Origin of the sequence: Cupriavidus sp. BIC8F, assembly GCF_032465815.1 — a bacterium.
Taxonomy (GTDB): Bacteria; Pseudomonadota; Gammaproteobacteria; order Burkholderiales; family Burkholderiaceae; genus Cupriavidus; species Cupriavidus necator.
On the sequence record NZ_CP136094.1, the window covers coordinates 258,107 to 282,085 of the forward strand.

Sequence of the window (23,979 nt, forward strand, 5' to 3'; positions counted from 1 at the left end):
TGCTGGCTCTGCCGTTTCCCCTGCTGTTCGCTATGGATTTCTGGGCTCTGGCAACTGCGCCTGTACCCCACAGGATTAAGAAATGATCAGGCGCATACTCACTAGCGCGCTCGCGCTCGGGCTGACCGCCGGCGTTGCTTATGCAGACTCCCCAACCGGCATGTCGCTCAACCAATTCACCCCGCCGGCAGGCGACACCTCCGTAGACTTCTTGCGAGAGGTATTCGGGAACATCATCGGGCTAATCTCATCCGGCGGGAACTTCAGCGGCGGACAGAACGATGATGTTCTTGGCGCGATGATGAAGGTCTTCAACGCCGCCGTCCTTTTCCTGGGCATGCTGTTCATCGCTTACACGACGATCAAGGGCACGATCGACTCAGCGCACGACGGAGAGGTTCTCGGCAAGAGCATGAAGTCGCCTTACGTGATCCTGCGCAGCGTCGCCGGCACCGCCCTCCTGCTGCCTCTCGGCTCGGGCTATTCGCTGATCCAGATCGGCATACTCTGGCTCGCACTGCAAGGCGTTGGCGTTGCGGATGCCATCTGGAAGGCCGCGATCGAACAGATCAATCGGGACAACATGATCTCCCGCCCGATGATCCCGGACTCTCGTCCTCTGGCCGCCAACATCCTAAAATTCGAAGTCTGCGCGGCCGCGATGAACAAACAGTTCCAGGACTCCGGCCGCGGCACCAGAGTTCAGCCGGTGCCGTCCACGCAGGTCATGATGAATAGCGGTGAGCTGCTGAACTACGACGTCTTCGATGCGATACCCGTCGTCGGTGCCTACACGACCATCAAGAACCTGTCGAACGCCAAGTACACGGTCAGCAACTACCAGTGGAAAGCCAACGACAATAGCTACGTCAACCCGACGGTTTGCGGCGGAATCTCCTGGAAGCAGTCATGGGAGGCGTCCGAGGGCAACAGCAATACAAAGGTAATCAAAGGGCCGATCATGACTGCACACGCTCAGGCTCTGCAGCGCATGATCCAGGAACTGCAGCCGACCGCCAACCAGATTGTGGCCGGGCAAAAGCCCACTCCGGGTGCAATTGATACGGCGGCAAACAATTACGAGAACGCGCTGCGTGACGCGGCGAAGAGCGCCGTATCGCAGACGAACGACCGAGCCCGCAGTGACTTCCTTCAAGCCGCCAAGGATGGGGGCTGGATCTTCGCCGGCACCTGGTACAACCACATCGTCAAGATGAACGATGTGATGCAGTCCACGCTGAACGGGCTACCCACGTCTGAACCTATCGATATCACGGACAAGGAAACGCAGGAGGTCCTGCAGACCTACCAGGATGCGATGGCCACCGCCAACGAGTACACGAAGAATCGGGTAGAGGGCATTCGCCAGGTCTATTACAACGAGACCAACGTGCGCCCTCCCCAGCAAGGGGAAGGCGCGTGGGAGTACGTGAGGAAGCTGATGTCGGCACCGTTCATGGGTGCCATTAACCAAATGACTCAGGAAATTGCGGGCTCAAACCTCAATCACATGAGCCAGATGAAGTCCTTTGGGGATTCGATCGTCGGCACTGGTGAAGCACTCCTGGTCGGCATGGCCGGCGCGACGGGTGTTGCGAACTCTTGGATCACGCAAGGCACGGCGAAGATTGGGTTCGACGGAGCCGCGGTGTTGCAGTTCCTGTCGGGCCTTGTGACCACAATGGTAATCGCTTTGTTCTTTTTTGGGGCAGTGCTATCGAGCTATGTCCCTATGATCCCGTTCATCACTTGGATGACCTCGGTGGTGAATTGGTTCGTGCTGGCACTGGAGTCAGTGATTGCTGGCCCGCTGTTCGCAGTGGCCCACGTCCACCCAGACGGCGACGATGCAGTCGGAAAGGCCGGGCATGGGTACATGATGATTCTCTCCCTCGTGATGCGACCAGCTCTGATGCTGTTCGGTCTGATCGGGGGCATGCTCCTGACACAGCCAGTCGTGGGGCTCATCAACGTCGGGTTGATGACTGTCGTCGCAGGCGTCCAGGCCGACTCCATGACCGGTATCGTCTCGTTTTTCGCGTATGTCACCATCTACGTGATCATCATGACCACGGTGGTCCACATCGTGTTCTCGCTCATCCACTGGATTCCAGACAATATCCTCCGCTGGCTGGGCGCACATGCGGGTGGCATCGGTTCTGCCGAGCGCGCAGGCGAACAAGGCCACGACATCTTGGTAGGTGGGGTACGCGAGGTTAAACACGGGGCTGGCGGCCTCGGGAGCACCAGCCAGAAGCGGCCAAGTAATGATGCTGGAGCGATAGGGGAGCTCAGACCGAGCTCAAGCGTGTCACCCTCAAATAGAGAGCTTCTTGGTGACTGACGAGCAAGCGCACCCGGCACGCTCGCACTGGGACGGGGGCAACGCTAGAAGTTTTCTGAAATCCGCGCTAAGGAAGGGGCGGGCCAAACAGTCCGATGATGTTGGCAACATCCTCATTGAAGAATTGCGGTTGGCATTCCCCCTGTCGCTAGGTGCGGCACGCTGGAATCTGCATCCTGTGCGGCAGGCTACCGTTTCACAGGGTCCGCCCCATGATGGCGACTTATTTGGCGAACAGGCGAGACGCCAGATACGCGGCGTCGTTATCGGCCTCATCGCGTTCGTGTTCCCCAAATGCCTTCACCACAGTGGGCTTGGGCAACGAGGTATCGATCACAACCTCCCACCAATGATCCTTGACGCCAGCGGCATGCGCGACTCGAATCGCCCGAATATCGGAGGATGGGACGATCTTCGTTTCGGATTTTGCATTGACGGTTAGATAGTGCCCGCCTGCGGACACTTGATAGGTGTTGTTCGGTTGGTAGTCCATTTGGTCCTCGAGTTCGGTGCACGGGCGGCGCCGGCGCAGCGCCCGCGCCCTTGGATTTCGTTTGCACCTCACCGGCGATGGTGCTTGGCCTGAGTGGCCTGAACTAATATCGGCGGCTAGCAATGCGGCTTGAGGTAGGCGGGCATCGCGCCAGCCCGCCGCAATCTAAAAACAGCCGGTTTGATCTGCCTCGGCACTTCGCTGTAGCCGGGATGGCCGTTCCGGGCCGACAAGCGCCTGAACGACCGGGAACTCCGATACACCGGCGCCAGCAGGCAGGAGACGACCCTCAAGCGCCATTTGCGCAGCACCCCGTCTACGGCAGCTTCTGGGGCCAAACGGGCCATCCGCGAGTCTGTATCGCCCCAGATGTGGCTCGGCCAGCATTGGCACGCTTCGCTGCGTTCGTTGACTTCGTTGCATGGATCAAGCTCGCTGCAGCGGTGTCTCGACCGCGCCTTCCTGATCGCCGATGAACTGAGACATTTCGTCTTGGAAGGCGGGGCTCAGTACGTAGTGAGGGGAGGAAGTCGAGCCGGACCGCTCGGCCGAGGATGCGCCGGTCGGCATAAAACGCGTGTTTGACTATGGGAACGCCGGCTCCGCATGGACCGATTCGCACACGAACTCTTGCTGCCGCGTTCAGCGGCGCGGCGCCATCTTATTGAGCGGTTGCTCTGCCGCCGACATTGCCGCCCGACTTGGAGTGCCGTTACAAGTGGTCCAACAAAAACTTTTGAAAAATTTTCTGAAACATCCTGTAACATTTGAGCCCTAACCAGGAGGGACTCATGCGCGTAACACGACTCGCTGCAGCCGTCGCGCTGCCTTTTGCCCTAGTTCTTGCAGGGTGCGATACCGATCAAGAACTGCTGACGCAGCGCCTTGAGGTCTTGAAGGCCGAAGAGGCCGCGCTCAAGGATCTCAAGGCAACGGTGGCCACCGGCGTACCGTCACTGACTGGCCCAGGAGCGGTCAGTGTCTTTCTGTCCGCCGATCTGATCAACGGCATCCTCAAGGGTGCTGATGGTGTGGACGTGCCCGTGCCCCACGTTGAGGGCGCGACGGTCACCGTCAAGTCGATCCGGACGGACTTCAAGATGGGCTACCCGCTGCTCAGGATCGAAGCCACTGGCAAGAAGAAGGGGCTGGACGCTGAGCTCGCTCTCGTGGGTGTCGCTCGACTGATGCCGACCATAGTGGCCGGAGCGGCAGGCAAATCTTCGCAGCTGGAGCTTAAGGTACACGTCGACAGTATGGTGCCTAGCGCCAAGTGGGCCTTCCTGGACTTTCGCCTCAGCGGTTTCGTGCGCGACCTGATGCAAGTGAAGGTGAACAATGAGCTTCGAACCGCCGGCGTTATCCGCGTGCCCGTGGAGACCGACATTCCGCTCAATGTGCCTGCCAAGGAAACGCCCATCCAGTTCACCGGTGTTCTCGGTGTGATTTCCACGCCGGACCTCTCGCTGAAGGGAAAGGCTGCGGTCAACAAGGTCGTCGTTCTGCCTGACGGGATTCACGTCTACGGCAAGGTCAATGTGGATTCGGAGGCATGAAGATGAAGAGCGCACGTATCGCCTTTTCGATCGCAGCGGCAATGACCGCGTCTGGATCTGCGTTGGCCGCCGGGGTGGTAGATGAAGTGGCCGCCAAGGAGGCCGAACTCGTGAAGCTCCGGGCGGAGGTCGCGCCGCTAGTAGCGCCGCTCACGGTCACCGGAGCCGATCTGCGGGTCTTCGCCTCGCTCACGCCATTGGTTGAGTCCGTGGCGGAAATTAACGCCAGGCCACCGGCCGCGCGCCTCATCACCGTGCGGTCGACCGGCCGCAATGGCAACCTTTGGTACAACGGTGGGGCGTGGTGCGGCAGCTATGTCAAGCTTGATGAAAGCGACAGCCTGAACGTAAAAGCTGCCCTGTCCAATGTGGCGGCCTCCATACGAGATGATGGAGCGATCGCCCTCGGCAGCCGCGTCAACATCGATGGCCACGTGCAGGTGAAGTTCCAGTTCAAGGGGCACCGAATCTACTACCCCTTTGGCAGCTACTGCCCTTCTGGTGGCGGAGTGGGTTCGTCCATTGGCGTCGACTTCAAAAAGACACTCGACCTTCAGTTGCTGTTGGCATTCGCGCGCTCTGCCGACGGCCGTTCCATCGACTATAAGGCAAGTTTCGTCAGCCCAAAGGAGGTGAAGGTTACGGCAGAGATTGAAATAAAGCCAATAACCACGCTCGGTCAGCCGATGGGATTCGATCTGCCCCAGTCGCCGATTGCCAGCGGGTCGTTCCCACTACTCATCAGCAAAGAGGGGAAGTTCGAGCTACCGGGGGGTGGTGAGCGTGTCTATTCGTTCGTGCTCACGCCCGCTGCTTTCGTAGCCAACAAGGACGGCATCACCGGTGCCTGGAAGTCGACGGTGCAGTTCAAGTAAGGGCTTGCGCCTGCCTTTCCACGATTCAGCGCGAATTTCCGGTGCCATAGGTGGTGCGCCATGGGCTGCGGCGACGACTGTCATCGACCCTGAGCGGCCTCCAGATGCGGCGCGACCTCAACGGCCGGTTCTGGGTATGCGGGCCGTTTGCTTCTGCAGGAACGACGACGGACCATCGACACACGTTCCAAACCAGTTAGGTTAAACACCGTTGATGTGAGTCTCCGCACCTCGGCGACACTAAATACGGCGCCAAGGACGCGAACTGATCCGAATTTTGGCCTCTTTACGGATCGCGAGGAACTTGCTAATTATGTGGGTTCGCGATCCACCCGCTGGGGCATCCAAAATGACGCCAGACGAAGCAAGAGCACTGCTCGCTGGTCCGTTCGGACTTGAACTCGTGCGTTTTCCGCTGCGCTTTACAAAGCCAGCATTTTTCGGAATCTTGCCGCGCCGCGGCGAGCCGCTGACCGTGAACAACGGATCGGCTTCCCTGATTCGCCGTGGCGAAACGCACTTCGCGATAACGTGTCATCACGTCCTCGATGGGTTCCGCCAGAAGCGCGCGGAATCCGAACAGGCCTTCTTCCAAGTCGGGAATTGCCGGCTCGATCCGCTCGCGCAGTTGGCCGGGGAACGTGACAGGCCAGACGTCGCGGTGATCCGGCTATCGGCAGCGCAGGCCGCCGAGATTACCAGCGATTCCAACGGCATTGGCGAAGCATTCCTGAAGATCGAGGATGCGCGCCCGGAGCTCGTGCCCGAGGGGACGGGAATTGCCTTTGGCGGATTTCCTGGCGATCTTCGCCTTCAGCCTAGCGTGGCGGAATTCAACTTCGGAAGCTACAGCTGCGGCGCGACACCGGTGACGACGTCGCGGGACGACTATCTGGTCTGTCAATTCGAGCGCGCGGAATGGGTTCGGCAAGGATACGAGCCAGAGCCGGCAACGATCGGCGGCATCAGCGGGTGCCCGGTCCTGCGGATTCACGAAAGCGAGGCAGGCATCATCAGTCACAGCTTCGCTGGAATCGTCTACGAATACTCGCGAGAGTTCGACCTGCTCTACATCGTCCAGGCCGCCGCCATCTACGACCTGATGGGGTGGTAGTCACGAACATGGCGGCCGCCGGAATAACGACGTGACTGAACGTCAGCGAAAGTAGATCGAATATTCGACCGCCTACAGCCCCGAGACAGCCCGAACACTGTGCGAGCATGCAAGTCCACTGATCGACCGGAGCGGCCGCTCGAATGACCGTGTATTTTCCTTGTCGGGCGGCAGTAACTGGCCGGGAAGTGCCCGATCGACCCGGCAGCCCGGACAACTGGCGGCGACGGACTGTAGCCGACCCTTCTCGGACGCTCGTGCTTCCCTTGGAGAACGGCCGAAGTTCGGCACATACCGGACTCGAGCAATTGCAAAGGTGAATTGCATTCAATTTGCCATGACTTCTAGCGGGCTGTGGCTTCTCTTGGGCCTTGACGACTGCGATCTCGAAATGCAACAGGGGGCGCTGTCGAAAACGACGTCTTCCGGACCCAAAGTGGGTATTCCGTTTGCTGAGAAGCGGCCGTTAGCCCAAAGACATCAGCCCACCACTAGGGCTTTGGCCGGGCAGCACCGTCGCTAGGCCTTTCTCAGCAACCCCGACTTTCGGTCGTAGGCGTAACCGCGCTCGGCGTAGGCCTTGGTTCGCGATTCTTCGAGTAGTGCAGTCGCCACCTCCTCCCGCAGCAAAGGGTGGTTTGGAGCCAATTCTCCCAACGCTCTTCTGAGTGCACGAACGTAGTCGACACTAACCTTCCGTTCAACATGCTCATCTAGTTCAGCACTCAAGGCGGCGGATAGCCGGCTTTGCAGCTTTTGAGAATGCGCTTCCCACTCAGCAACGGCTGCACGCCCTTCCCGGACCGCGGCGTTTCGAGCTGCCATACCAGCGGACATACCATTCGAATAGTTGCTCATTTCTCTCTCACTGTCTAAACCCGGTTCCCGGGAAGGTCCACCTCAGAAATCCCAAGATGCTCCACCCCTGAGGCTGACCAGTGGGCACGACCATCGGTCTCGCGACGACCAATGTCGCCTGTATTCACCGGGTCCATGGCCCGCTTGCGTGGCAACGCGATAGCTACCGCTGCCGCGTGCGGCTTTGCCTGGATTTTGCCATCAATAGCATCTTGCAGCTCTACCGGCATTCGCCCTGCCTGGAGCTCGCGTAGCCAGAATGCCAAATCTTCCACTTCCAACGCGAGCTTCAGACGGTAGCTAGTAGCACTAGAGATTACACGGTGGCAGTTCGTGAGATAGGTCGCCCAGTCTTGGGCATTCTCCGATCTAGCTTGCGCAACCGTGCCGCTACGAAGCTTTGCCCAAAGCCCGGTTGGTCGAGTTTTCCGCAATGTGGCTCGACTTGCAGAGGCCTGCAGCTTGGCTTCTCGATACTGATCATCCGCATGACGTTCTGCGAACTGATACTGGTCAAGTCGAACAGTGTCTTCCTCGATCTCAGCGGCCGGGATCTTGCCATACATTGCCCAGTGCTTTGCCAAGTTGGCTTCGGCTTCAACTTTGAGGATCAGGATCTGACGAATCAACGGATCAACCTGATTGGATGCAATCCGGACGGCCCCGTCACGGCGATGCTCTGCGAGCGCGACCATATCATCCCTCGACGGCTCGTAGCCGACCACCTTAATGCCCAGTAGGTGACCTTGCAACCACGCGCGCCGCCGGAAGTCGATCGAGCCGGCGGCCGCCACTTCATTCCAGCCCTTCTCGCGCGCGAGTTGCAACGCCGCCTTCACCGCCGTTTCGGGCGTACGATCAAACCGTATCCGGTCACCTAGGTCGTGGAAAGCCGCTGTCTGGCTCTTTTTCCAGGCGTAGGTGCCACCGCCGAGCCGGATAAACAGTAGGTCGATCGTGCGGTTCCGGCGCGTGGGTCGCTCGGCTTCGGCCACGTTCACCGCCCGCAAGATCGCTGCGGGCTCGGCTTCTCCTCGTGCCTTCGCCAAGGCGGCCAGTTGCTGAATAAGTGCCATGTGTCGGGCCGAATCAAAGCCGATTTTCGTGGCTAGCTTCACCCATTTGTATTTCGACCCGAGATCCGAGGCCTTCATGACTGCGCCATCAAGGCGGAAGGAGAACCCATTCATCCGCCCGGTACTGGCAATGTTCGGCAGTAGCTCCAAACCTCCTACCTGGCAGCTTTGGACGAAGGTCTCAAAGCTACCTGCCTGCATGGCTTTGTTCAGGATTGTTTGCATCCGCTCTTTAACAGAGGCCTTGCCCGTACGCTTCGTCTTCGCTGCCTCGCCACGAAGCTTCTTCGGATGGTCGGGCTCGCTATCCAGCCCCGGCGTCAGCCGCAGCCCAAACTCATGCTCCAGGGCCTGTGTCGACTCAATTGCAGTCTTCACGTCGTTGCGGCCATGCCATAGCGTTCCATCGAGACCGATCCGACTAGCGATGATGTGCACGTGGTCATAATCGGTATCATCGTGCCGCACCGCCACCCACATGTGATTGTCGGTATCGATCCCCATAAGCTGCAGGTGACGCGCGCAGACTCGCTGCCAAGCACTGCTATCAAGTCGCTCCTCCTTTGGTAATGCTAACGAGCAATGCCAGACGGGATTCTTTACTTGAGGCCTGAGGCGGCGGCAAATGGCAAACTCGGCCGCCAGGCCGCGGGGGTTCGTGCCTGCCATATTGCCGCCGACCATTGAGGCTCGGTCGCGCTTTCCCTTCTCGCCAGCCCCAAAAACATAGGCTAGTAAGCCGCGGAACCCGCTGCCTCGACTCACTTTGGCTTTCACTGCTGCTCTTCGCCCAAGACTTGTCGTGCCAGCGTTCTGGTAACAGCGGCCAGCCGTCGGACGATACTTTCATCAACTCCGGTTGCGGTGCCGGCATTTAGGTGGTGAGCGACCTGGTTCAGGTTACTGCCAACTCGCGCCAGTTCAAGATATGCCTCCCGATTGACTGCTGGGATCTCCGGCCTCGCCGGCACAACAACGCCGAGCGCTGCCTGGCGGATGAAGGTTGCCATCGGTAGGCCAACCTCTGCCGCACGCCTTTCCACGAGCGTGCGCTCCCCCTGGCTTAGCCGGATGGCAACTACATTTCGGAAACCACTCTTCGGGACATCGGCCATCGCATCACTCGTCAGATCTACAGATACCAAAGGTGGGGGAGCGAAGCGTCCCACCCAGCCCCGCAGGGCGAGGTAACTCCGTATTACACGTGCTAGCACGTGTAATACGGAGTTATACCTCGCTGCTCACCAAAACTATGTTGGCAATATAGGATTGGGCGGAAAAATATGACAAGGTGGGTCACATTGACCCTATTCGTTATCAAGGCCACGGCCATTTGAGTCACTGAGAGGTGGCTTCGTTTGTTCGGACAGGGATCCGGGATTTTTAAGTGGAAGCGCTGGGGCGGTGGTTATGCTGCCAATGGGATTGCAGGCAGTGTCGCGAAGTATGCCTCATCCGGGGTCTGGTCTTCCAGACTCGAATGGGGCCGATTTTGGTTATACCAGGTCAGGTAGGCGGCAATCGAGCGCCGCGCGTGGCTGACCGAGTCGTAGGCTTTCAGGTAGACCTCCTCGTATTTGACGCTGCGCCACAGGCGCTCGACGAACACGTTGTCGCGCCAACTGCCTTTGCCGTCCATCGACAGATCAATGCCGCGGCTGAGCACAGTATCGGTGAAGTCGGCCGCAGTGAACTGGCTACCCTGGTCGGTGTTGACGATCTCCGGCTTGCCGTATTTCGCGAAGGCCTCTTCCAGCGCCTCGACTGCATGGCAGCTCCCCAGCGTGATCGCCACCCGGTGGGCCAGTACTTTGCGGCTGGCCCAGTCCACCACCGCCGTTAGGTACACGAAGCCCCGCGCCATCGGGATGTAGGTCGTGTCCAGTGCCCACACCTGGTTGGCTCGATCGATCTTGCGGTCGCGCAGCAGGTACGGCCAGATCTTGTGCGCTGCGTGCTTGCGGCTTGTGTTCGGCCGGCGGTATAGCGCCTCGATGCCCATGCGCTTCATCAGCGTACTCACGTGCCGGCGGCCGACCTGAATGCCCTCCCGACGCAACAGGCGGGCCAGCATGCGTGCGCCCGCAAACGGATGCTCCAGGTGCAGTTCATCGATTCGGCGCATCAGCTTCAGATCTGCCTCGCTGACCGGCTTCGGCTTGTAATACGCGCTCGACCGGGCGATGCCCACCAACTTGACCTGCCGGCTCACCGGCAATGCGTGCATGCGGTCGATCATCGCTTTCCGCTCAGCAACCCCGCTTTGCTGAGCGCGCCTTCCAAAAAATCATTCTCCAGTGTCAACTGGCCGATCTTGGCGTGCAGCGCCTTCAGGTCCACTGGTGGCTCGCTTGCCACCGTCTTGCCGCCACCGAATAACTCGACCGCGTGTTCGACCAACTGCTGCTTCCAGTCCGTAATCTGGCTGGGATGCACGTCGTACTGCTGGGCCAGCTCTGCCAGCGTCTTGTCGCCCTTGAGCGCCGCCAGCGCGACCTTCGCTTTGAAGGCGGCCGAGTGGGTGCGCCTGCTTCGTTTCGTCATCTTCTGGGTCCTTTCTGCCAGCCATTATGGCCGACTCAGGCCCCAGCTCTTCCACTTATCCGACTGTCCGAATTCCCGGCGCCACCTCTCTGTGACCCTATACGCCCGTGATAGATGGACCTGCCGCGTCAATGTGACCCTGGATTGCGCAAAAAGATGGCAATATTGGGTCACTGTGGCGCAGAAAACGCCGGCACCTGGGTCACCTTGACCTCGATTTTCATTGGCGAGCGCAGGTGCGTGCTTGGATCACCTGGTAGGAGAATTCGGATCTTTTTTCTTATGTGTTGTTTTTCTTCAACATCCCATCCAAGACCCATAGTTCGACACACTATGCATCTGGAAGGCAAGCGATCTGCGATAGTTGATCGAATCTCATTTTTTGCTAAATCTTTGTTTTTTTTTGAGTTTATGAGTCCAACGTCAGTGCGAGATTCCTTGGCTTGCATGACGCCTCCATAGCTCGCTAATTAACATATGCGTTAATTGGCCTAGATAATTAGCGCAAAGCCATGCATTTTTTGTTGGGCCCTGTGGATAACATCCCCATAAACATTCACCTTTGAAGCGTCTTACACCCCATAGACATTCACCTTTGCATCAAAAGTGAATGTCTATGGGGCGAGATACGGAAGAGCGCGGACTCAATCCAGCCCCCCATAAACATTCACCTTACGCCCCATAGACATTCACTTTACACCCCATAAACGTTACTCTCACCCCATAAACATTAACCTCCAATCGAAATAAACCTTACCGATCATATATTTACCGCCACGTAAACAGTTTGTTGTTGTTTGTTCTTTAAAAGAACAACAGACAAACCGTGCTTATCCGGTTAGCTCCCAGACCTACTAGATGTAGTGGGTAGCGATTTTTTGGCATAGAGCTCGGCATAGGTCGGCGCGGTGACGTCACCAGCGATGCCGAGCAGGGAGCGAAACGCGTTGAAGGGATAGAAACGGCGGTTGAAGCGGAAAGTGAATTCGTTGAGATAGGCTTGTAGGTGCTGCGGGCTGACACCGTGATGAATACCGCGCAGCCAGGTCTTGAGATTGGAGAACACAAGGTGAATGATCGGCAGGAAGGTTTCGGCCACTTGCATGTCACCGCGCTGCGCGATGGCGATATGGCCATAGCCGCGCTCGCCCAGCTTGGCATAACCGCTCCAGTCGTCGGTGATGATGGTTGCGCCGGATGCAACGGTACGCTCGATGAATCCGTCCAGCGACCGGGCACTTCGGTCAGGAACCAGAGCGAGCCGAACTCGTCCGGCATACCGTGCGCTCTTGCGTTTGTTGCGGCTGCCGGCAAGCTTGCGTTGCCGAACCTCGACAGCGCCGGCCACAAGAACCATGTCGTGCACGCCCCTGCCTTTGCCGCGAGTACGCCCACCGACGTAGGCCTCATCGGCCTCGACGTGTTCCTCAGGCTTGCCACCGATCCGATCCTGGTCGGGGCGCACCATGCCGGCGCGCAACTTGTGGAGTATCTGGAAGGCGGTCTCGTAACGCGACAGGCCGAGTTGGCGCTGGAACTGAACGGCCGACATGCCAGGCGTCTGACTGGCGACCAGATACGCCGCCCAGAACCAAACCGACAGCGGTGTGTGCGTGCGCTCCATGACGGTGCCAGCAGTGAGGCTCGTGTCGCGTGTGCAATGGCGACAACGGAAAACGCCGGGGCGATTGGCAAAGCGGTACGGCTCATCAATCAAGCCACAGTGGCCACAAATGAACCCATCGCTCCATCGAGCGCGCTCAAGGTAGGCCATGCATGCCGCTTCGTCTGGAAACATCCGCTGAAACTCCGGCAGCGAGCCCGGAAACGGCAGATCGCCTCGGTCAAGCACGTCAATAACCATGGTTGCCCCGGGTTGGCACAGATGCCCAACATACTATCGGTAGGGGGCTTGGGAGACAACCGGATAAGCACGAGACAAACAAAGGCAAGCGATACGTCTTTGGCACATCAAGCTGTGGACAGCCGCCGTGGAGCGGCGGCCCGCGTGGACAACCTGATGGACAGGCAGGGGCAACCGCAGGGGTCGCCCCTGCCTGCCCACGAGGTTGCCCACACTTGCCCACAGCAGCCCTAGTGCGCTAACCAAATGCACTACCAAAGTAGGTGGGGGACAGCCCCAAGAAAGCCGTCCAAGGCGGCCTTGAATCCCCCCTCTCTGGCGTGCTGGCGATCTCAGTTCAGGAGGACGCCGCCTAGCGCATCGCAGATCCTCCCGAAGTTGACTCTAGCCGATAGCCCTTACCTATTGAGCTGATCGCACCCTCTTGATATTCATTTTGACTACGTGTAGCCTTTTTGAGTTCGTGCTCATCGAGACGAACGCGTTCGAGACAACAGCACATCAAGAGTAGAAACATGTCACAACCAACATTCGGGCAGTTGCTGTACACCCTTTTTAGCCGCGGTGTAGTCTTGGCGCGCAAGACCCCCGCTCAACAGAACGAACCGATAACACCGACCTCCATCAGATTGCCCCCTCACGTCCGCCGCTTCTATGAAGCTCAGGCCGAGGCACTCGGTGGCATTTCGTTTCAAGCCGCAATCACAATGGCGCTGACTGGTCTTGCCGAAGCATCTGTAGCTGACGAGCCTTACCACGACCCGGCGCATGCCGCCAGGACGATCCAAGAACGCTTCTTCCTACTGTTCAAGGAACACCGCATTGATCTGATCGAGATCCCATCTATCCTGGAACGGTCTGGCTTCACCCCGTCGTCACTGACGCAGCCAGACCGGCTGCTTGACCTTCTGCGACCATCCGTAATTGCTTGGCTAGCCGAAACAATGGGTATCCGCGCGGATTGGCTCAAAGGCACCTCACCGTTTCCGGCTGAGGACAAATTCAACTGGTACAAGTACGTACCAAACGCTATCCGCCGACTCAGTAGCCTCGTACTGGCAGGCAATCGGGTCGATGTGCTATTTGTCCGGCGCGCTGGGGCAGACTTTGCTGCCGCGCTTGCCGGCGGCGATGCAAACTCCGACCGTGAACCGGTCGGCGTTGTCTTACGCATTTACCGCAAGACAGCTGACCAGGTCTCCTACACGACCTATGAGAAATGGGCCTTCGAGCGTTGGAACTATGAGCGCTGCCGCCAGCAGCTCAAGCTGCTGATGACTTTTTGCGATCAAGCGATGGCACACCACATTCCCGGACTGTCATGTGCGGGGCTTGAACTGCCCGCCGACATCTTTGATCAGCTCGATCACGATAAATGCTTGCCGGTAACCGCCTTCACGTCTTGGCGGAATGGTGCAATTTGGCATCCAGAGGATTACGGCTCGCTGCGCGACAAGTGGGTAACCGAGGAACGTGACGATTTCCGATTGAACGTGCTGCCAGAGTACACATCGTCCAATCTCGATCGCTTCCTCGCACCCGAATACTGGCGGGCTGCCAGCTCACGCTAACAGCGACGCTCAGTTGCGGCCATCTTGCTATTTGGACCACAGCCCGTCGTGCAACTGATCCCGATGACAAGTCACGACTGGTCGGTTGTCAGTGCCAAGCTCATGCATTCGGCAAATTAGCGGGCTCACCTGCATTCACGTAGCATCGTCCAGGGCGCCCCTCCCGTCCGGCACCGTTTGATTGGAGAACGATCAATCAGCCAGACAGAGCGGCGTGTGGTCAGGCTTCTCGTTCACGCGCTCTACTACGCCGAGGAATTGACCAGGCTCCGGCTCCCATGCGAAGTCTGGGTAGATCTCATTGTTCGCGTCGTCGAAAATGCGGATGTCGAACGCCTCTGACTTACATTCCGGGTATCGCTCGTATAGGAGACACAGGGCAGCTTTCGCCTGCGATGGCCGCGGAAGTTCGGCCACCAAATATTTGTCCAGATAGGCGCTATAAACTCCCTGCCACATGCGGGCTGCCATTCTCGGCTCCGTAGCAATGGCTACGCTGAGGTAAAGGAACTGCTCATGAGCGTTGATCGGCATGGTGTTGGCTCCGAAGATCCATCGGGATGGAAAGGCAATTTACCCCGTGCTGGCCCAAAAGACCAAACCGGGGGTCAAAACTTGGCCTAATTTTGGAAAAAGCTCAAAGTTGCACCATTCCCGATGGAGTTCTTGCCCCATCCGCATGGGAGTTTTGTCGATGCGGTCCAGAAGAAATCAAGGGTCAGCCCTCAAATCGGAGCTCGCCGAGGAGGATTATTGGTTGAACGTAAACTTGGGGGCTTTCGTATCGTATTGTGAACGATACGATACGAAATACGATACAGAGGGATAGTTTGGGGCTCATGGGCTTACGCCTGGCGATCTTCTACAGTGCCACTGTGACTCAAGTACAGTAAGTCGTCTGGTGTGAATGGAGTCAATGTGACCCAGATTTGCACAAGAGACATACAACGTTCGGTCACAGTGACCCGGGAAACTGCCGGCGCCTGGGTCACACGACCTCGATCCTTATGGGCGAACGCAGTTGGGTGGGTACCCGTCTGTCGGCAAATGTCCGTTGTACAGCTATAAACTGACGCTGACTCGTGCAAAGTCACAGGTCCGGACTTTCCGTTCTCGGAGGTGCCAGGGAAATCGCGCACGGCATACACTAGAACAGCCTGCGTGACTCCAACTGACACGCGTCTCGCCACAGCTTCTCGGCCAGCGGGTGCCGTGATAACAGACACAGCCAGTACATGGTCGACTCCTTGCTGTTGCGGACCGGGTACATCGTGTCGCAGACCTGCAGTCCGGTCTGCTCGACAAGGCGGGTCCAATGCCGAACGAATGTGTGCCGCATTGCCTGTTTGGCGCTCTGGCCGCTGACGACATCGCGCCACCCCGGCGCAAAGTTATCCAACGGCGATCGCTGTGCCTGGAGACCGGATGCGATGTTGCGCTGGATGTCCCCGATGCTGAGGTGGACGACGATGTCGATGGAGCGCAGCTTCGCCAGCTTCTCGATAATGGAGAAATGCAGGTGCCCGGCATTAAAGGGATCAAGCAGCGCCAGATGAAACCCACTCTTAGCGAGGTGCGGCATGATCCAGTCGACAGTGACATCGGCGTGCCCGACCTTGGATTTGACAGGCGCGCCGAGCTTGCGCAAGCGCGCGTCGCAGGCAGCAAGGTAGTCGGGATTGGCGTCCGCGATGAAGAAATCCGAGAAAGCTCCGCGCTTTTGCTGCGCGATCCGCCAGGCTGCAATGGGGCCACCATCCTGAAAAGTCTGAGTGTGCTTGATGTTGACCCTGCCCGTCCCCGCAAACAGATCGATATAAGTCCGCTGACTGGTGAATTTCTGCCGTGCCGCCCAAGAGTAAGCGGTAAGCCAGCGGCGTTATGTCGGACCGGCGTCCTCGTCGGCACAATCTCCTTCATGTTCAAAACGATGGAGATGGGTCATGAATGGGATGGTCGTAAAGCAATCGGATAAGGAAGTGGAATGGCGCCAACGGCTGGCGCGGTTTGCGTCGAGCGGTCAGCAGATCAAATCGTTCTGCCAGGCGGAGTCGGTTTCGACGGCGACGTTCTACCGCTGGCGCAGGCTGTTGGCCGAAGTCGGTGACGCGACGCCGGCAGTTGACTTCATCGATGTCGGCGTGATGCCGCTGGCGTCTGAAACGCAGTCGATGATGCCGTGTGCGGCGACCAGTGCGGCGCTGGAAATTCGCCTCGACTTGGGCCAAGGCCTGGTGCTAAGCATCTTGAGGCGCTGATGTTCTTCCCCGAAGGGCAAATCCGCGTGTTCGTCTACGGCCGGCCGGTCAGCATGCGCCTGTCTTACGATGGCTTGTACGCGCTGGCCAAACACACCATGCGGCAGGACCCACTGTCGGGCAATCTGTTCGCCTTCATCAACCGGCGCGCCAACCAAATTAAGGTGCTGTACTTCGACCGCAGCGGCTGGTGTGTTTGGGCTAAACGACTCGAACAGGGCCGCCTGCTGACCGACTGGAACGCGGTGAGTACGCGCGAAATGGACTGGACAGGTCTGAAGCTTCTGCTCGAAGGAATAGAGCCGAAACGCGTGCGGCGGCGCTATAGAAATACCGCGTTGGCGCCGCAAGATGTGAGCACAAATGTAGACCCATGAAATACAATTCCATATGCCATCCGATGTCAAGACCGCCCAGTTTTCGCCTGCCGACGCGCCCACGCTGACGCCTGCGCAACTGGCCGATTTGGTTGGCAAGCAGGAACGTGAGATCGTCAATTTGCGTCGCCAACTGGCCTGGTTCCAGCGCCAGATCTTCGGCCAGAAAAGCGAGAAGCGTCACCCTGAGCCAGAAGGTGTTCAAGGCATCCTTGGTATCGGTTTCGATGCCGTTGCGGGCACGCCGTTGCCTGGCAAAAAGGTGGTGGTGGCGGGCCACGAGCGTAAGGCGAAACCGCCTGGCGATGGCGCTGACGAATCGAGCTTGTTCTTTGACGACAAGCGGGTGCCGGTGGAAATCATTGCCGTGCCCAATCCGGACATGGAACTGCTCAATCCAGAGCAGTACGAGGTGATAGGCGAAAAGATCACGCACCGCCTGGCGCAGCGCCCGGGCAGCTATGTCGTGCTCAAATACGTGCGCCCCCTGATCAAGCGAAAAGACACGCAAGCGCTCTCGTGCCCGCCTGCGCCGGTCGGGGTGATCGAGGGCAGCCGCGCCGACGTCAGCTTCGTCGTTGGCATGGTCATCGACAAATTCGACTACCACTTGCCGCTATACCGGCAGCACCGCCGGCTCGACGATGCCGGGATCAAAGTCAGCCGTGCGTGGCTGACGCAACTGATGCAATCGACCGTGGCGCTACTGGAGCCGGTCTACGATGCGCAACTCAATTCAATACGGGATAGCCGTGTCAAGGCGATGGACGAGGTGCCGATCAAGGCCGGGCGGGCCAGCCCGGGCAAGATGAAGACCACCTATTTCTGGCCGATCTACGGCGAGCGCGACGAGATTTGCTTCACGCACTCGCCAGGCCGCTGCGGCCAGCATGTGCGCGACATGCTCGGGCTGTCGCCGCCGGACGACGCCGTGCTTCTCAGCGACGGCTATGCCGCTTATGCCAGTTACGCCAAACAGGTCGGGCTGACACATGCGCAGTGCTGGGCGCACGCGCGCAGGGAGGTGTACGAAGCAAAGGACATCGAGCCGGCACACGCTGAAAAGGCGCTGGAGCACATCGCGGCGCTGTACGCGGCGGAGGAACATATCCGCAAGCAGGACCTGCGCGGTGCGGCCAAACGCGCCTGGCGCCAAGCCTACGCCAGGCCGGCGGCGGAAAGCTTCTTCAAATGGGTCGACCAATACTTCGAGGCGCAAGGCTTCCTGCCCAGCAGTCCGTTCACGAAAGCGCTGAACTACATCCGCGAGCGACGTGAGGGCCTCGCCGTCTACCTGGACGATCCTGGTGTGCCGATCGACACCAACCACCTCGAACGGGAGCTAACGTCAAGAGTGGTGTATGGGCATTTGATGGCGGTCGATTTCAAGCGGCGAGTTTCTGCTGAGCCGGTCGATCGTCTTTTACCGGTTCGCCGTCCTTGAAGGCAATGCCTTCCAGCAACGGCTTGATCTGTTCAGCGCCGTTGATGCGACGCCAGGTCTTCTCCGCTTCCTCGATCAGCTTGAACGCCAGGCCGAGGAAGGTCGCTCGGGACACGCAGTTGCGCGTGCGCGTCGTACGGTGGCGCACCGTCGCGAACGTCGACTCAATCGCATTCGTGGTTCGGATGTGCTGCCAGTGCTCGGCTGGGAAGTCGTAGAATGCCAGCAGACTATCTCGATCCTTGCTGAGCACACCCACAGCCTTGGGGTATTTGGCACCGTAAATCGTCGCAAAGCGGTCAAACGCCACATAGGCATCCGCCCGGGTAGCCGCCATCCAGATCGCCTGCAGATCCGCTTTGGCGCGCCCCTGTTGCGACTTCGGCAGCGCGTTGAGGACGTTGCCCATCTTGTGGAACCAGCAACGCTGAGGCAGCGTGGCAGGGAACACTTCCGAGAGCGCCGCCCAGAAGCCCATCGCGCCATCGCCGACCGCCAGCAGCGGGCCCGCTTGCAGACCGCGCGCTTTCAGATCCAGCAGCACTTCCTTCCAGGAATCCTTCGATTCCCGATAGCCGTCACCGATCGCAATGCGCTCCTTCTTGCCTTCCGGCGTGACCCCGATGATGACCAGCAGGCATTGCCCATCCGAGCCCTCGCTACGCAGACCCGTGTGGATGCCGTCGGCCCACCAGTACACGTAGCGCGACTGCGCCAGGCTTCGTTGCCCCCAGCGCGTATGCTCGTCTGCCCACTGCGCCTTCAGCCGACTCACCACATTGGCCGACAGTCCCTTGGCTTCCTCACCCAGCAGCACCGACAGCGCCTCGCTCATGTCGCCTGTCGAGATTCCCTTCAGATACAGCCAAGGCAACGCCGCGCTCACCCGCGGCGACTTCCTCACATACGGCGGCACGATCGATGAGTTGAATTTCACGCCAGACCCGGACCGGTCGCGCACCTTGGGCACCTTCACCGCAATCGGTCCGGCTGCCGTCAGCACCTCCCGTTCCGGGAGGTAGCCATTGCGCACCACAGCCCGCTGCCCACGCAACGTCCTGACGTTACCGAATCGCTCAAGCAATTCCCCAAGCTCCAACTCGATCGCCTCCTGGATGACCTGCCGGGCCCCGCGCCTGATCAGCTCGTCGAGCCCCAGACCGATTTCCGATAGACCGACAGCCTGTTTTTCCTTATCCTTACTCATGGTGGAGCGTTTCCTTGTGCTGGTTTCTGACTTCGACAATCAGATTCTCAGTTGAAACCTCCACCGCCTTCAACTCCCTGCCTCAACTCCCCGCCCGTACACCACTTTCAACTCTAGCTCCTCGAACGGGCGCTTCGGGTAATACCACTGGGTCGCAAAAATTGGATGTTTAGTTGGACTGAACTGGGCGCCAAGCATATCGGTATCGTCCAGAGCTTGCTCGTGACCTGCCGCCTGCACGAGGTCGACCCTTACGATTACTTGGTCGATGTCCTGCAGCGTGTGGGCCAGCACCCCGCGTTGTTGGTCGAGCAACTGACGCCCCGCGTGTGGAAGACGCTGTTCGCCAAAAATCCACTGCGCTCCGACCTATACCAACGAGACGAACGCCAGTCACGTCAATAACGCCGGCCGCTTACCGCTTACGCCCAAGATGCATCAACGTAGCGCTTGATTATCTGATGCTTCTCCTCGGTGACCCAGCGCCCGACCACCATGGACGGCAATCCGTCGATGGGGTCCGGTACGACTTTATCCTCGGCTTTCATGTGAGACTCTCGGAATTACCCTTTATGTAAAGACAATACGCCAGTACAGTAACCATCGCAACGGACCGAGATCATAGGCCGAGATCCTGCAAGCCCACGCTTCTTCAACTGAGGAACTCATCTCCGAAGTCCCGCGCGGTGTCTTGGTGTAACACATGTTCTCCGGCTTTGGCGCGGTACAATGACAATTGACCAGGACCGGGTTGGCTGCAATGGGAAAAGACTCTCGCATCGAATGGACACACCATACCTTCAATCCCTGGTGGGGTTGCGTGAAGGTATCGGACGCATGCGACCACTGTTATGCCGAAACCTGGGCGAAACGCCTCGGCGAAGGCCTATGGGGTCCCCATACGCCGCGAAGATTTTTTAGCGACGCGCACTGGAAGGAACCTCTGAAGTGGAACAAGGAGGCCGCTAGTGAAAACGTTCGACGACGCGTCTTCTGTGCATCCATGGCGGACGTATTTGAAAATCGGCCTGATTTGGTTTCGGAGCGACGGCGCCTGCTTGAACTCATTGCCCAGACCCCATACCTGGATTGGCTGCTTCTAACCAAACGCATTCATCTCGTACGGAAGCAATTGCCGAAAGGATACGAGTTTCCAAAGAACGTCTGGCTTGGCACAACGGTGGAAGATCAGGCGACAGCCGGAAAACGCATCAAGCACCTGCTGGAGTTCTCCTCTCCTTCGGTCCGGTTCCTATCGTGCGAGCCGTTGCTGAGCGCCGTCGATCTGACGGATTATCTAAAGCGCAACGAAAAGGGTAATCGTGTCGATTGGGTGATAGCCGGCGGCGAATCGGGCCCTCACTCTCGGCCCATGGATCCGGACTGGCCTGCAGCATTGCAGCGCCAGTGCGCAAAGGCCAAGGTGCCCTTCCACTTTAAGCAATGGGGGCACTGGGCGCCAGTCGAACAGGTTGCGAGCATGATGAAGAAATCCACCCCGATCCACGTCATACGGAAGGACGGGTCGGAGGTATCCGTCGCAGCGATTGGAAAGGGAAAAGCAGGCAGAGTCTTGGCCGGCAAGCATTGGGATCAGTTTCCGCACACCGCCGTGTAGTCGTTCAAACCGTTCTCGGGGTCTTCTCTTGGCAAAGCGTCACTACGATTGGAGCAACGGCCCGGCCGAAATCGCGCCGCACAGCCTCACAAAGCATCAGGTTCTAGTCGATTACCTGATTCGGTACTTCCAACAACGGCTGCTCAATGCCCGCGGTCGCGATCGGATCCGAATTACCCTCGTTGACGGTTTTTGCGGTGGCGGACTCTATCAATTGGCGGACTCCGGTGCGCTCGTCGACGGTTCCCCCGTCCGCATGCTCCAGGCCGTAGAAGAGGCATCACTGAAGATCAATCAGGACCGCCTGAAGCGTGTTTTATTCGACGTACAGTTTATCTTCATCGACAAGGACAAGAAGGCGCTCAGCCATCTTCGCGAGGTGCTGACACAACGCGGCTATGCGCATGCCATTGGGGCAACCATCCACATCATGCATGCAGAGTTTGGGGTCGCCGTCGAAGCCGTTCTGGATCGAATCGCTGCACATACTCCTCGCTCGGGCACTGCGCTTTTCTTCCTAGATCAGTACGGCTATACCGAAGTCCCCCTTTCGCTGATCCAGCGCATTTTTGCGCGCGCTAGGGACGCCGAGATCGTTCTCACGTTTCATGTCTCGTCCTTTGCGACGTACACCAACGACGAACTTGCTAGAAAAATCTCGTCGACCCTTCGGGTGGACATCCTCAGACATCTGGGCGGCCGCTCCATCGAGGAGATCAAGCGCCATGATGCGGACTGGCGCCGGTTCATCCAGGCCGCACTGTGCGAGGCGCTGGTTGACGGCTGCGGTGCGCAATTTTTCACACCGTTCTTTATCCGCGGTTCGGGCGCCGGTCACGGTGAATACTGGCTCGTACATCTGTCCCAGCACCCTCGCGCACAGGATGTCATGAAGCAGGTTCACTGGCAGCACAGCAATCACTTCATGCACTATGGTGGCGCCGGGCTGAACATGCTGGCGCCCCAGACCATGGGGTTCCTGCAGGAATTCGACGGCGGATTCCGGTTTGATGACGTCGCTCGCGCCAAGTCTGACAAGGAGCTGGTCACCCAGCTTGCCCGCCGTATCCGAAGCCAATCCACACCCGGGTCATTCCTGCGACTTTTCGCGGAAACCTGTAACGGCACTCCCGCGACTGCGTCGATGTACAAGGACGCTCTTGCGACGCTGATCGCCGAAGGCGACGTGGTGATTCGATCCATTGACGGAAAAGCACGCTATCGATCTCGATATATATCAGACGCCGATCTGGTTGAGGTGCCAAAACAACTCCGATTGCCGATGTCCTGAATAGTATCGGAAGCCAGCGTGAGTTCCAGACGAACGGCGTCGATGATCGTCACAGTGATGCGTATGTATGTGCATTAGCTATGGAGGTACACGTTGTCGCAATTATCGGGCGGGGTAGAGACGGATGCTGAAGTCTTGGCCGGACTGAACTGGCTGGCCTCTGCGAGCCGCGACGCGACAGGGTTCTGGCAGCGCATTGAGGCCGCCCAGCGTCGCTATCGCCAATTCACCTTAGCGCCAGATAACCTCGGTCGAGATCCCGAACTGGCGGACCTTGGGCCGGATTTGGTGGCGTCGTTTCTTGCGCAGGCCAAATCGCTGCTGGACAGCAGACGGACCTACGACATTGCTCTAGCCTCTCGCTGCGTCCCTTGGGTCAAGCAGATTGGTGTAAATGCTAGCGAACTCACGAGAATCCCTGGAGCAAGCGAGCGCGCGCGGCGTATGCTGGTTGATCGAGCCACGGCGCCAGACGGTCCGCTGCTGGAGCTTGTGATGGGTGGCAACTACGCTAATGACGGTTTGGACGTCGCGTTCGTAGCGGAAGAGCCCGGCCACGCCAAGACGCCGGACCTTCACCTGTTCCTACCAGGTTCGGCCGAGCCCGTCGCGATCGAACTGAAGCGACTGCGACAAGGCCGGTACGAGCAGGATGAGCGGGCCCGGCATCGTCGAATCTTCAAGCAAGCCGCTGCCATCATTGATGAACGCCATCTATCGTTGCACATCGATGTGATCTATACCAAGGAATTGATGGACGTTCCGGAGAGCTACCTCGCGGAACGATTATCTCGCTTCCTTGCTAGTCCGCTGGTCATACTTGGAGCATACCCGTGGCGTGACGAGTTCGCGTCCGGAGAGATTCGGTCGGCAAACCTCGACGCAGTGCGAGAGGATATGCGCAACACATCTCTCTACTTTGGCACAAAGATGGCGCGGCTTCTGACCGGAAGTGAGGTCCGGAGTAACGGCTATCACCTCGCCACAAGCGGAATTCCAGACAACCGCGACCCACGCTTCATGGATGAGGTCCACTACGCATCGGTAGTGACGTGGCAGTGCACTGCAGCGGAAGCCCTCGATAGGAAGGCGAGACATGTCAAAAACAAGCTAGTCGAAGCCGAGCGACAAGTCCAGTCGGCCGGCATCGGGATCATCCATCTAGCCATGGATGCCGAAGTGGGCTGCGAATCTTCGGATTTGCGTCGAGAACGTAACAAGCAAGCTATCCTACAGTTCCAGTCGGAATCGCTGTTGGCAGCGCTCTATATCCACTACCTCGTTCCGAGAATGCCGGAGGCGCACTCATGGCTGGTGGACGAGACGGTCGACAAGTTTGGCGCCGGACGAGACCCCGTGCCGTCGATGATGATCTTCCCCGGATCAGCAGCTCTCGACAACGACCTACCCGCGTGGAAGCAAGCCGTGCCCTTCCCCCCATCAGGGGGCAGTCCGGATCGGCAACAGCGCTAGCTGACCTGCTGCCCCA

Annotated in this window: 21 protein-coding genes and 2 pseudogenes; 12 read left to right on the top strand and 11 right to left on the bottom strand. The window is 58.7% G+C overall.

Features of this window, described 5'->3' with window-relative positions; translation table 11 throughout:
• Positions 1-82: 82 nt before the first annotated feature.
• Positions 83-2,344 (top strand): DotA/TraY family protein, encoded by a 2,262-nt coding sequence (locus RS901_RS01180; protein WP_316151000.1) that lies wholly within the window; start codon positions 83-85, stop codon positions 2,342-2,344.
• A 223-nt stretch (positions 2,345-2,567) separates the two neighbouring features.
• On the opposite strand, the gene RS901_RS01185 is transcribed toward RS901_RS01180, so the two are convergent.
• Complete coding sequence (locus RS901_RS01185; RefSeq protein ID WP_316151001.1) at positions 2,568-2,837, bottom strand: hypothetical protein; 270 nt, start codon at positions 2,835-2,837, stop codon at positions 2,568-2,570.
• A 791-nt stretch (positions 2,838-3,628) separates the two neighbouring features.
• Here RS901_RS01185 and RS901_RS01190 point away from each other — a divergent pair.
• The 3 genes from RS901_RS01190 (at position 3,629) to RS901_RS01200 (ending at position 6,382) form a co-directional block, all read left to right on the top strand.
• Positions 3,629-4,393 (top strand): hypothetical protein, encoded by a 765-nt coding sequence (locus RS901_RS01190; protein ID WP_316151003.1) that lies wholly within the window; start codon positions 3,629-3,631, stop codon positions 4,391-4,393.
• A complete protein-coding gene (locus RS901_RS01195) occupies positions 4,390-5,268 on the top strand; it encodes a hypothetical protein (RefSeq protein ID WP_316151004.1) in 879 nt (292 codons plus the stop codon). The genes RS901_RS01190 and RS901_RS01195 overlap by 4 nt, the downstream gene beginning before the upstream one ends.
• Positions 5,269-5,617: 349 nt before the next feature.
• Positions 5,618-6,382: a hypothetical protein gene (locus tag RS901_RS01200; protein ID WP_316151005.1), complete on the top strand. Its 765-nt coding sequence runs from the start codon at positions 5,618-5,620 to the stop codon at positions 6,380-6,382.
• A gap of 519 nt (positions 6,383-6,901) precedes the next feature.
• Here the strand turns inward: RS901_RS01200 and RS901_RS01205 are convergent.
• From RS901_RS01205 to RS901_RS01230, 6 genes are all read right to left on the bottom strand, one after another.
• Positions 6,902-7,240, bottom strand: a complete 339-nt coding sequence (locus RS901_RS01205; RefSeq protein WP_316151006.1) for a hypothetical protein — start codon at positions 7,238-7,240, stop codon at positions 6,902-6,904.
• Between the two features lie 14 nt (positions 7,241-7,254).
• A complete protein-coding gene (locus RS901_RS01210; protein ID WP_316151007.1) occupies positions 7,255-9,093 on the bottom strand; it encodes a relaxase/mobilization nuclease domain-containing protein in 1,839 nt (612 codons plus the stop codon).
• Positions 9,090-9,431 (bottom strand): plasmid mobilization protein, encoded by a 342-nt coding sequence (locus tag RS901_RS01215; RefSeq protein ID WP_410054142.1) that lies wholly within the window; start codon positions 9,429-9,431, stop codon positions 9,090-9,092. Before RS901_RS01215 ends, RS901_RS01210 begins: the two co-directional genes overlap by 4 nt.
• Positions 9,432-9,724: 293 nt before the next feature.
• Positions 9,725-10,860 (bottom strand): IS3 family transposase gene (locus RS901_RS01220; RefSeq protein ID WP_316151009.1). Its coding sequence is split into 2 segments (ribosomal slippage): positions 9,725-10,596 and positions 10,596-10,860, totalling 1,137 coding nucleotides; the frame shifts between segments, so codons are not numbered across the junction.
• 170 nt (positions 10,861-11,030) lie between these two features.
• On the bottom strand, positions 11,031-11,309 hold the full coding sequence (locus tag RS901_RS01225) for a hypothetical protein (protein WP_316151010.1): 279 nt from the start codon (positions 11,307-11,309) through the stop codon (positions 11,031-11,033).
• Between the two features lie 389 nt (positions 11,310-11,698).
• The gene (locus RS901_RS01230; protein ID WP_316151011.1) at positions 11,699-12,724 is read right to left on the bottom strand and encodes an IS1595 family transposase; all 1,026 of its coding nucleotides are present in this window, start codon (positions 12,722-12,724) and stop codon (positions 11,699-11,701) included.
• Between the two features lie 515 nt (positions 12,725-13,239).
• On the opposite strand from RS901_RS01230, the gene RS901_RS01235 reads away from it, so the two are divergent.
• The gene (locus RS901_RS01235) at positions 13,240-14,295 is read left to right on the top strand and encodes a hypothetical protein (protein WP_316151012.1); all 1,056 of its coding nucleotides are present in this window, start codon (positions 13,240-13,242) and stop codon (positions 14,293-14,295) included.
• 192 nt (positions 14,296-14,487) lie between these two features.
• Here RS901_RS01235 and RS901_RS01240 read toward each other — a convergent pair whose 3' ends face one another.
• Both RS901_RS01240 and RS901_RS01245 read right to left on the bottom strand, forming a co-directional pair.
• Positions 14,488-14,829 (bottom strand): hypothetical protein, encoded by a 342-nt coding sequence (locus RS901_RS01240; protein WP_316151013.1) that lies wholly within the window; start codon positions 14,827-14,829, stop codon positions 14,488-14,490.
• 613 nt (positions 14,830-15,442) lie between these two features.
• Positions 15,443-16,156 (bottom strand): annotated as a pseudogene (locus tag RS901_RS01245) (three-Cys-motif partner protein TcmP); the annotation flags it as partial.
• An 82-nt stretch (positions 16,157-16,238) separates the two neighbouring features.
• Here RS901_RS01245 and tnpA point away from each other — a divergent pair.
• The 3 genes from tnpA to tnpC are packed head-to-tail and all read left to right on the top strand — an operon-like array spanning position 16,239 to position 18,374.
• Entirely contained in the window at positions 16,239-16,553 is a 315-nt protein-coding gene (gene tnpA, locus RS901_RS01250; protein ID WP_316151014.1) for an IS66 family insertion sequence element accessory protein TnpA, read from the top strand.
• Positions 16,553-16,930 carry an IS66 family insertion sequence element accessory protein TnpB gene (tnpB, locus tag RS901_RS01255; RefSeq protein WP_316151016.1) on the top strand — a complete coding sequence of 126 codons (378 nt, stop codon included), beginning with the start codon at positions 16,553-16,555 and terminating at the stop codon, positions 16,928-16,930. The genes tnpA and tnpB overlap by 1 nt, the downstream gene beginning before the upstream one ends.
• A 13-nt stretch (positions 16,931-16,943) precedes the next feature.
• Positions 16,944-18,374: an IS66 family transposase gene (gene tnpC, locus RS901_RS01260; RefSeq protein ID WP_410054143.1), complete on the top strand. Its 1,431-nt coding sequence runs from the start codon at positions 16,944-16,946 to the stop codon at positions 18,372-18,374.
• On the opposite strand, the gene RS901_RS01265 is transcribed toward tnpC, so the two are convergent.
• Positions 18,316-19,581, bottom strand: a complete 1,266-nt coding sequence (locus RS901_RS01265; protein WP_316153370.1) for an IS256 family transposase — start codon at positions 19,579-19,581, stop codon at positions 18,316-18,318. The genes tnpC and RS901_RS01265 overlap by 59 nt on opposite strands.
• Before the next feature lie 120 nt (positions 19,582-19,701).
• Between RS901_RS01265 and RS901_RS01270 the strand changes: the two are divergent.
• Positions 19,702-19,986, top strand: a pseudogene (locus RS901_RS01270) (transposase domain-containing protein); the annotation flags it as partial.
• A 17-nt stretch (positions 19,987-20,003) separates the two neighbouring features.
• Here the strand turns inward: RS901_RS01270 and RS901_RS01275 are convergent.
• Positions 20,004-20,129: a hypothetical protein gene (locus RS901_RS01275; RefSeq protein WP_316151017.1), complete on the bottom strand. Its 126-nt coding sequence runs from the start codon at positions 20,127-20,129 to the stop codon at positions 20,004-20,006.
• Between the two features lie 212 nt (positions 20,130-20,341).
• On the opposite strand from RS901_RS01275, the gene RS901_RS01280 reads away from it, so the two are divergent.
• The 3 genes from RS901_RS01280 to RS901_RS01290 all read left to right on the top strand — a co-directional run bounded on the left by RS901_RS01280 (position 20,342) and on the right by RS901_RS01290 (position 23,963).
• Positions 20,342-21,199: a phage Gp37/Gp68 family protein gene (locus RS901_RS01280; protein ID WP_316151018.1), complete on the top strand. Its 858-nt coding sequence runs from the start codon at positions 20,342-20,344 to the stop codon at positions 21,197-21,199.
• Positions 21,200-21,227: 28 nt separating this feature from the next.
• Complete coding sequence (locus RS901_RS01285; protein ID WP_316151019.1) at positions 21,228-22,490, top strand: three-Cys-motif partner protein TcmP; 1,263 nt, start codon at positions 21,228-21,230, stop codon at positions 22,488-22,490.
• 93 nt (positions 22,491-22,583) lie between these two features.
• Entirely contained in the window at positions 22,584-23,963 is a 1,380-nt protein-coding gene (locus RS901_RS01290) for a hypothetical protein (RefSeq protein WP_316151020.1), read from the top strand.
• Positions 23,964-23,979: the final 16 nt, after the last annotated feature.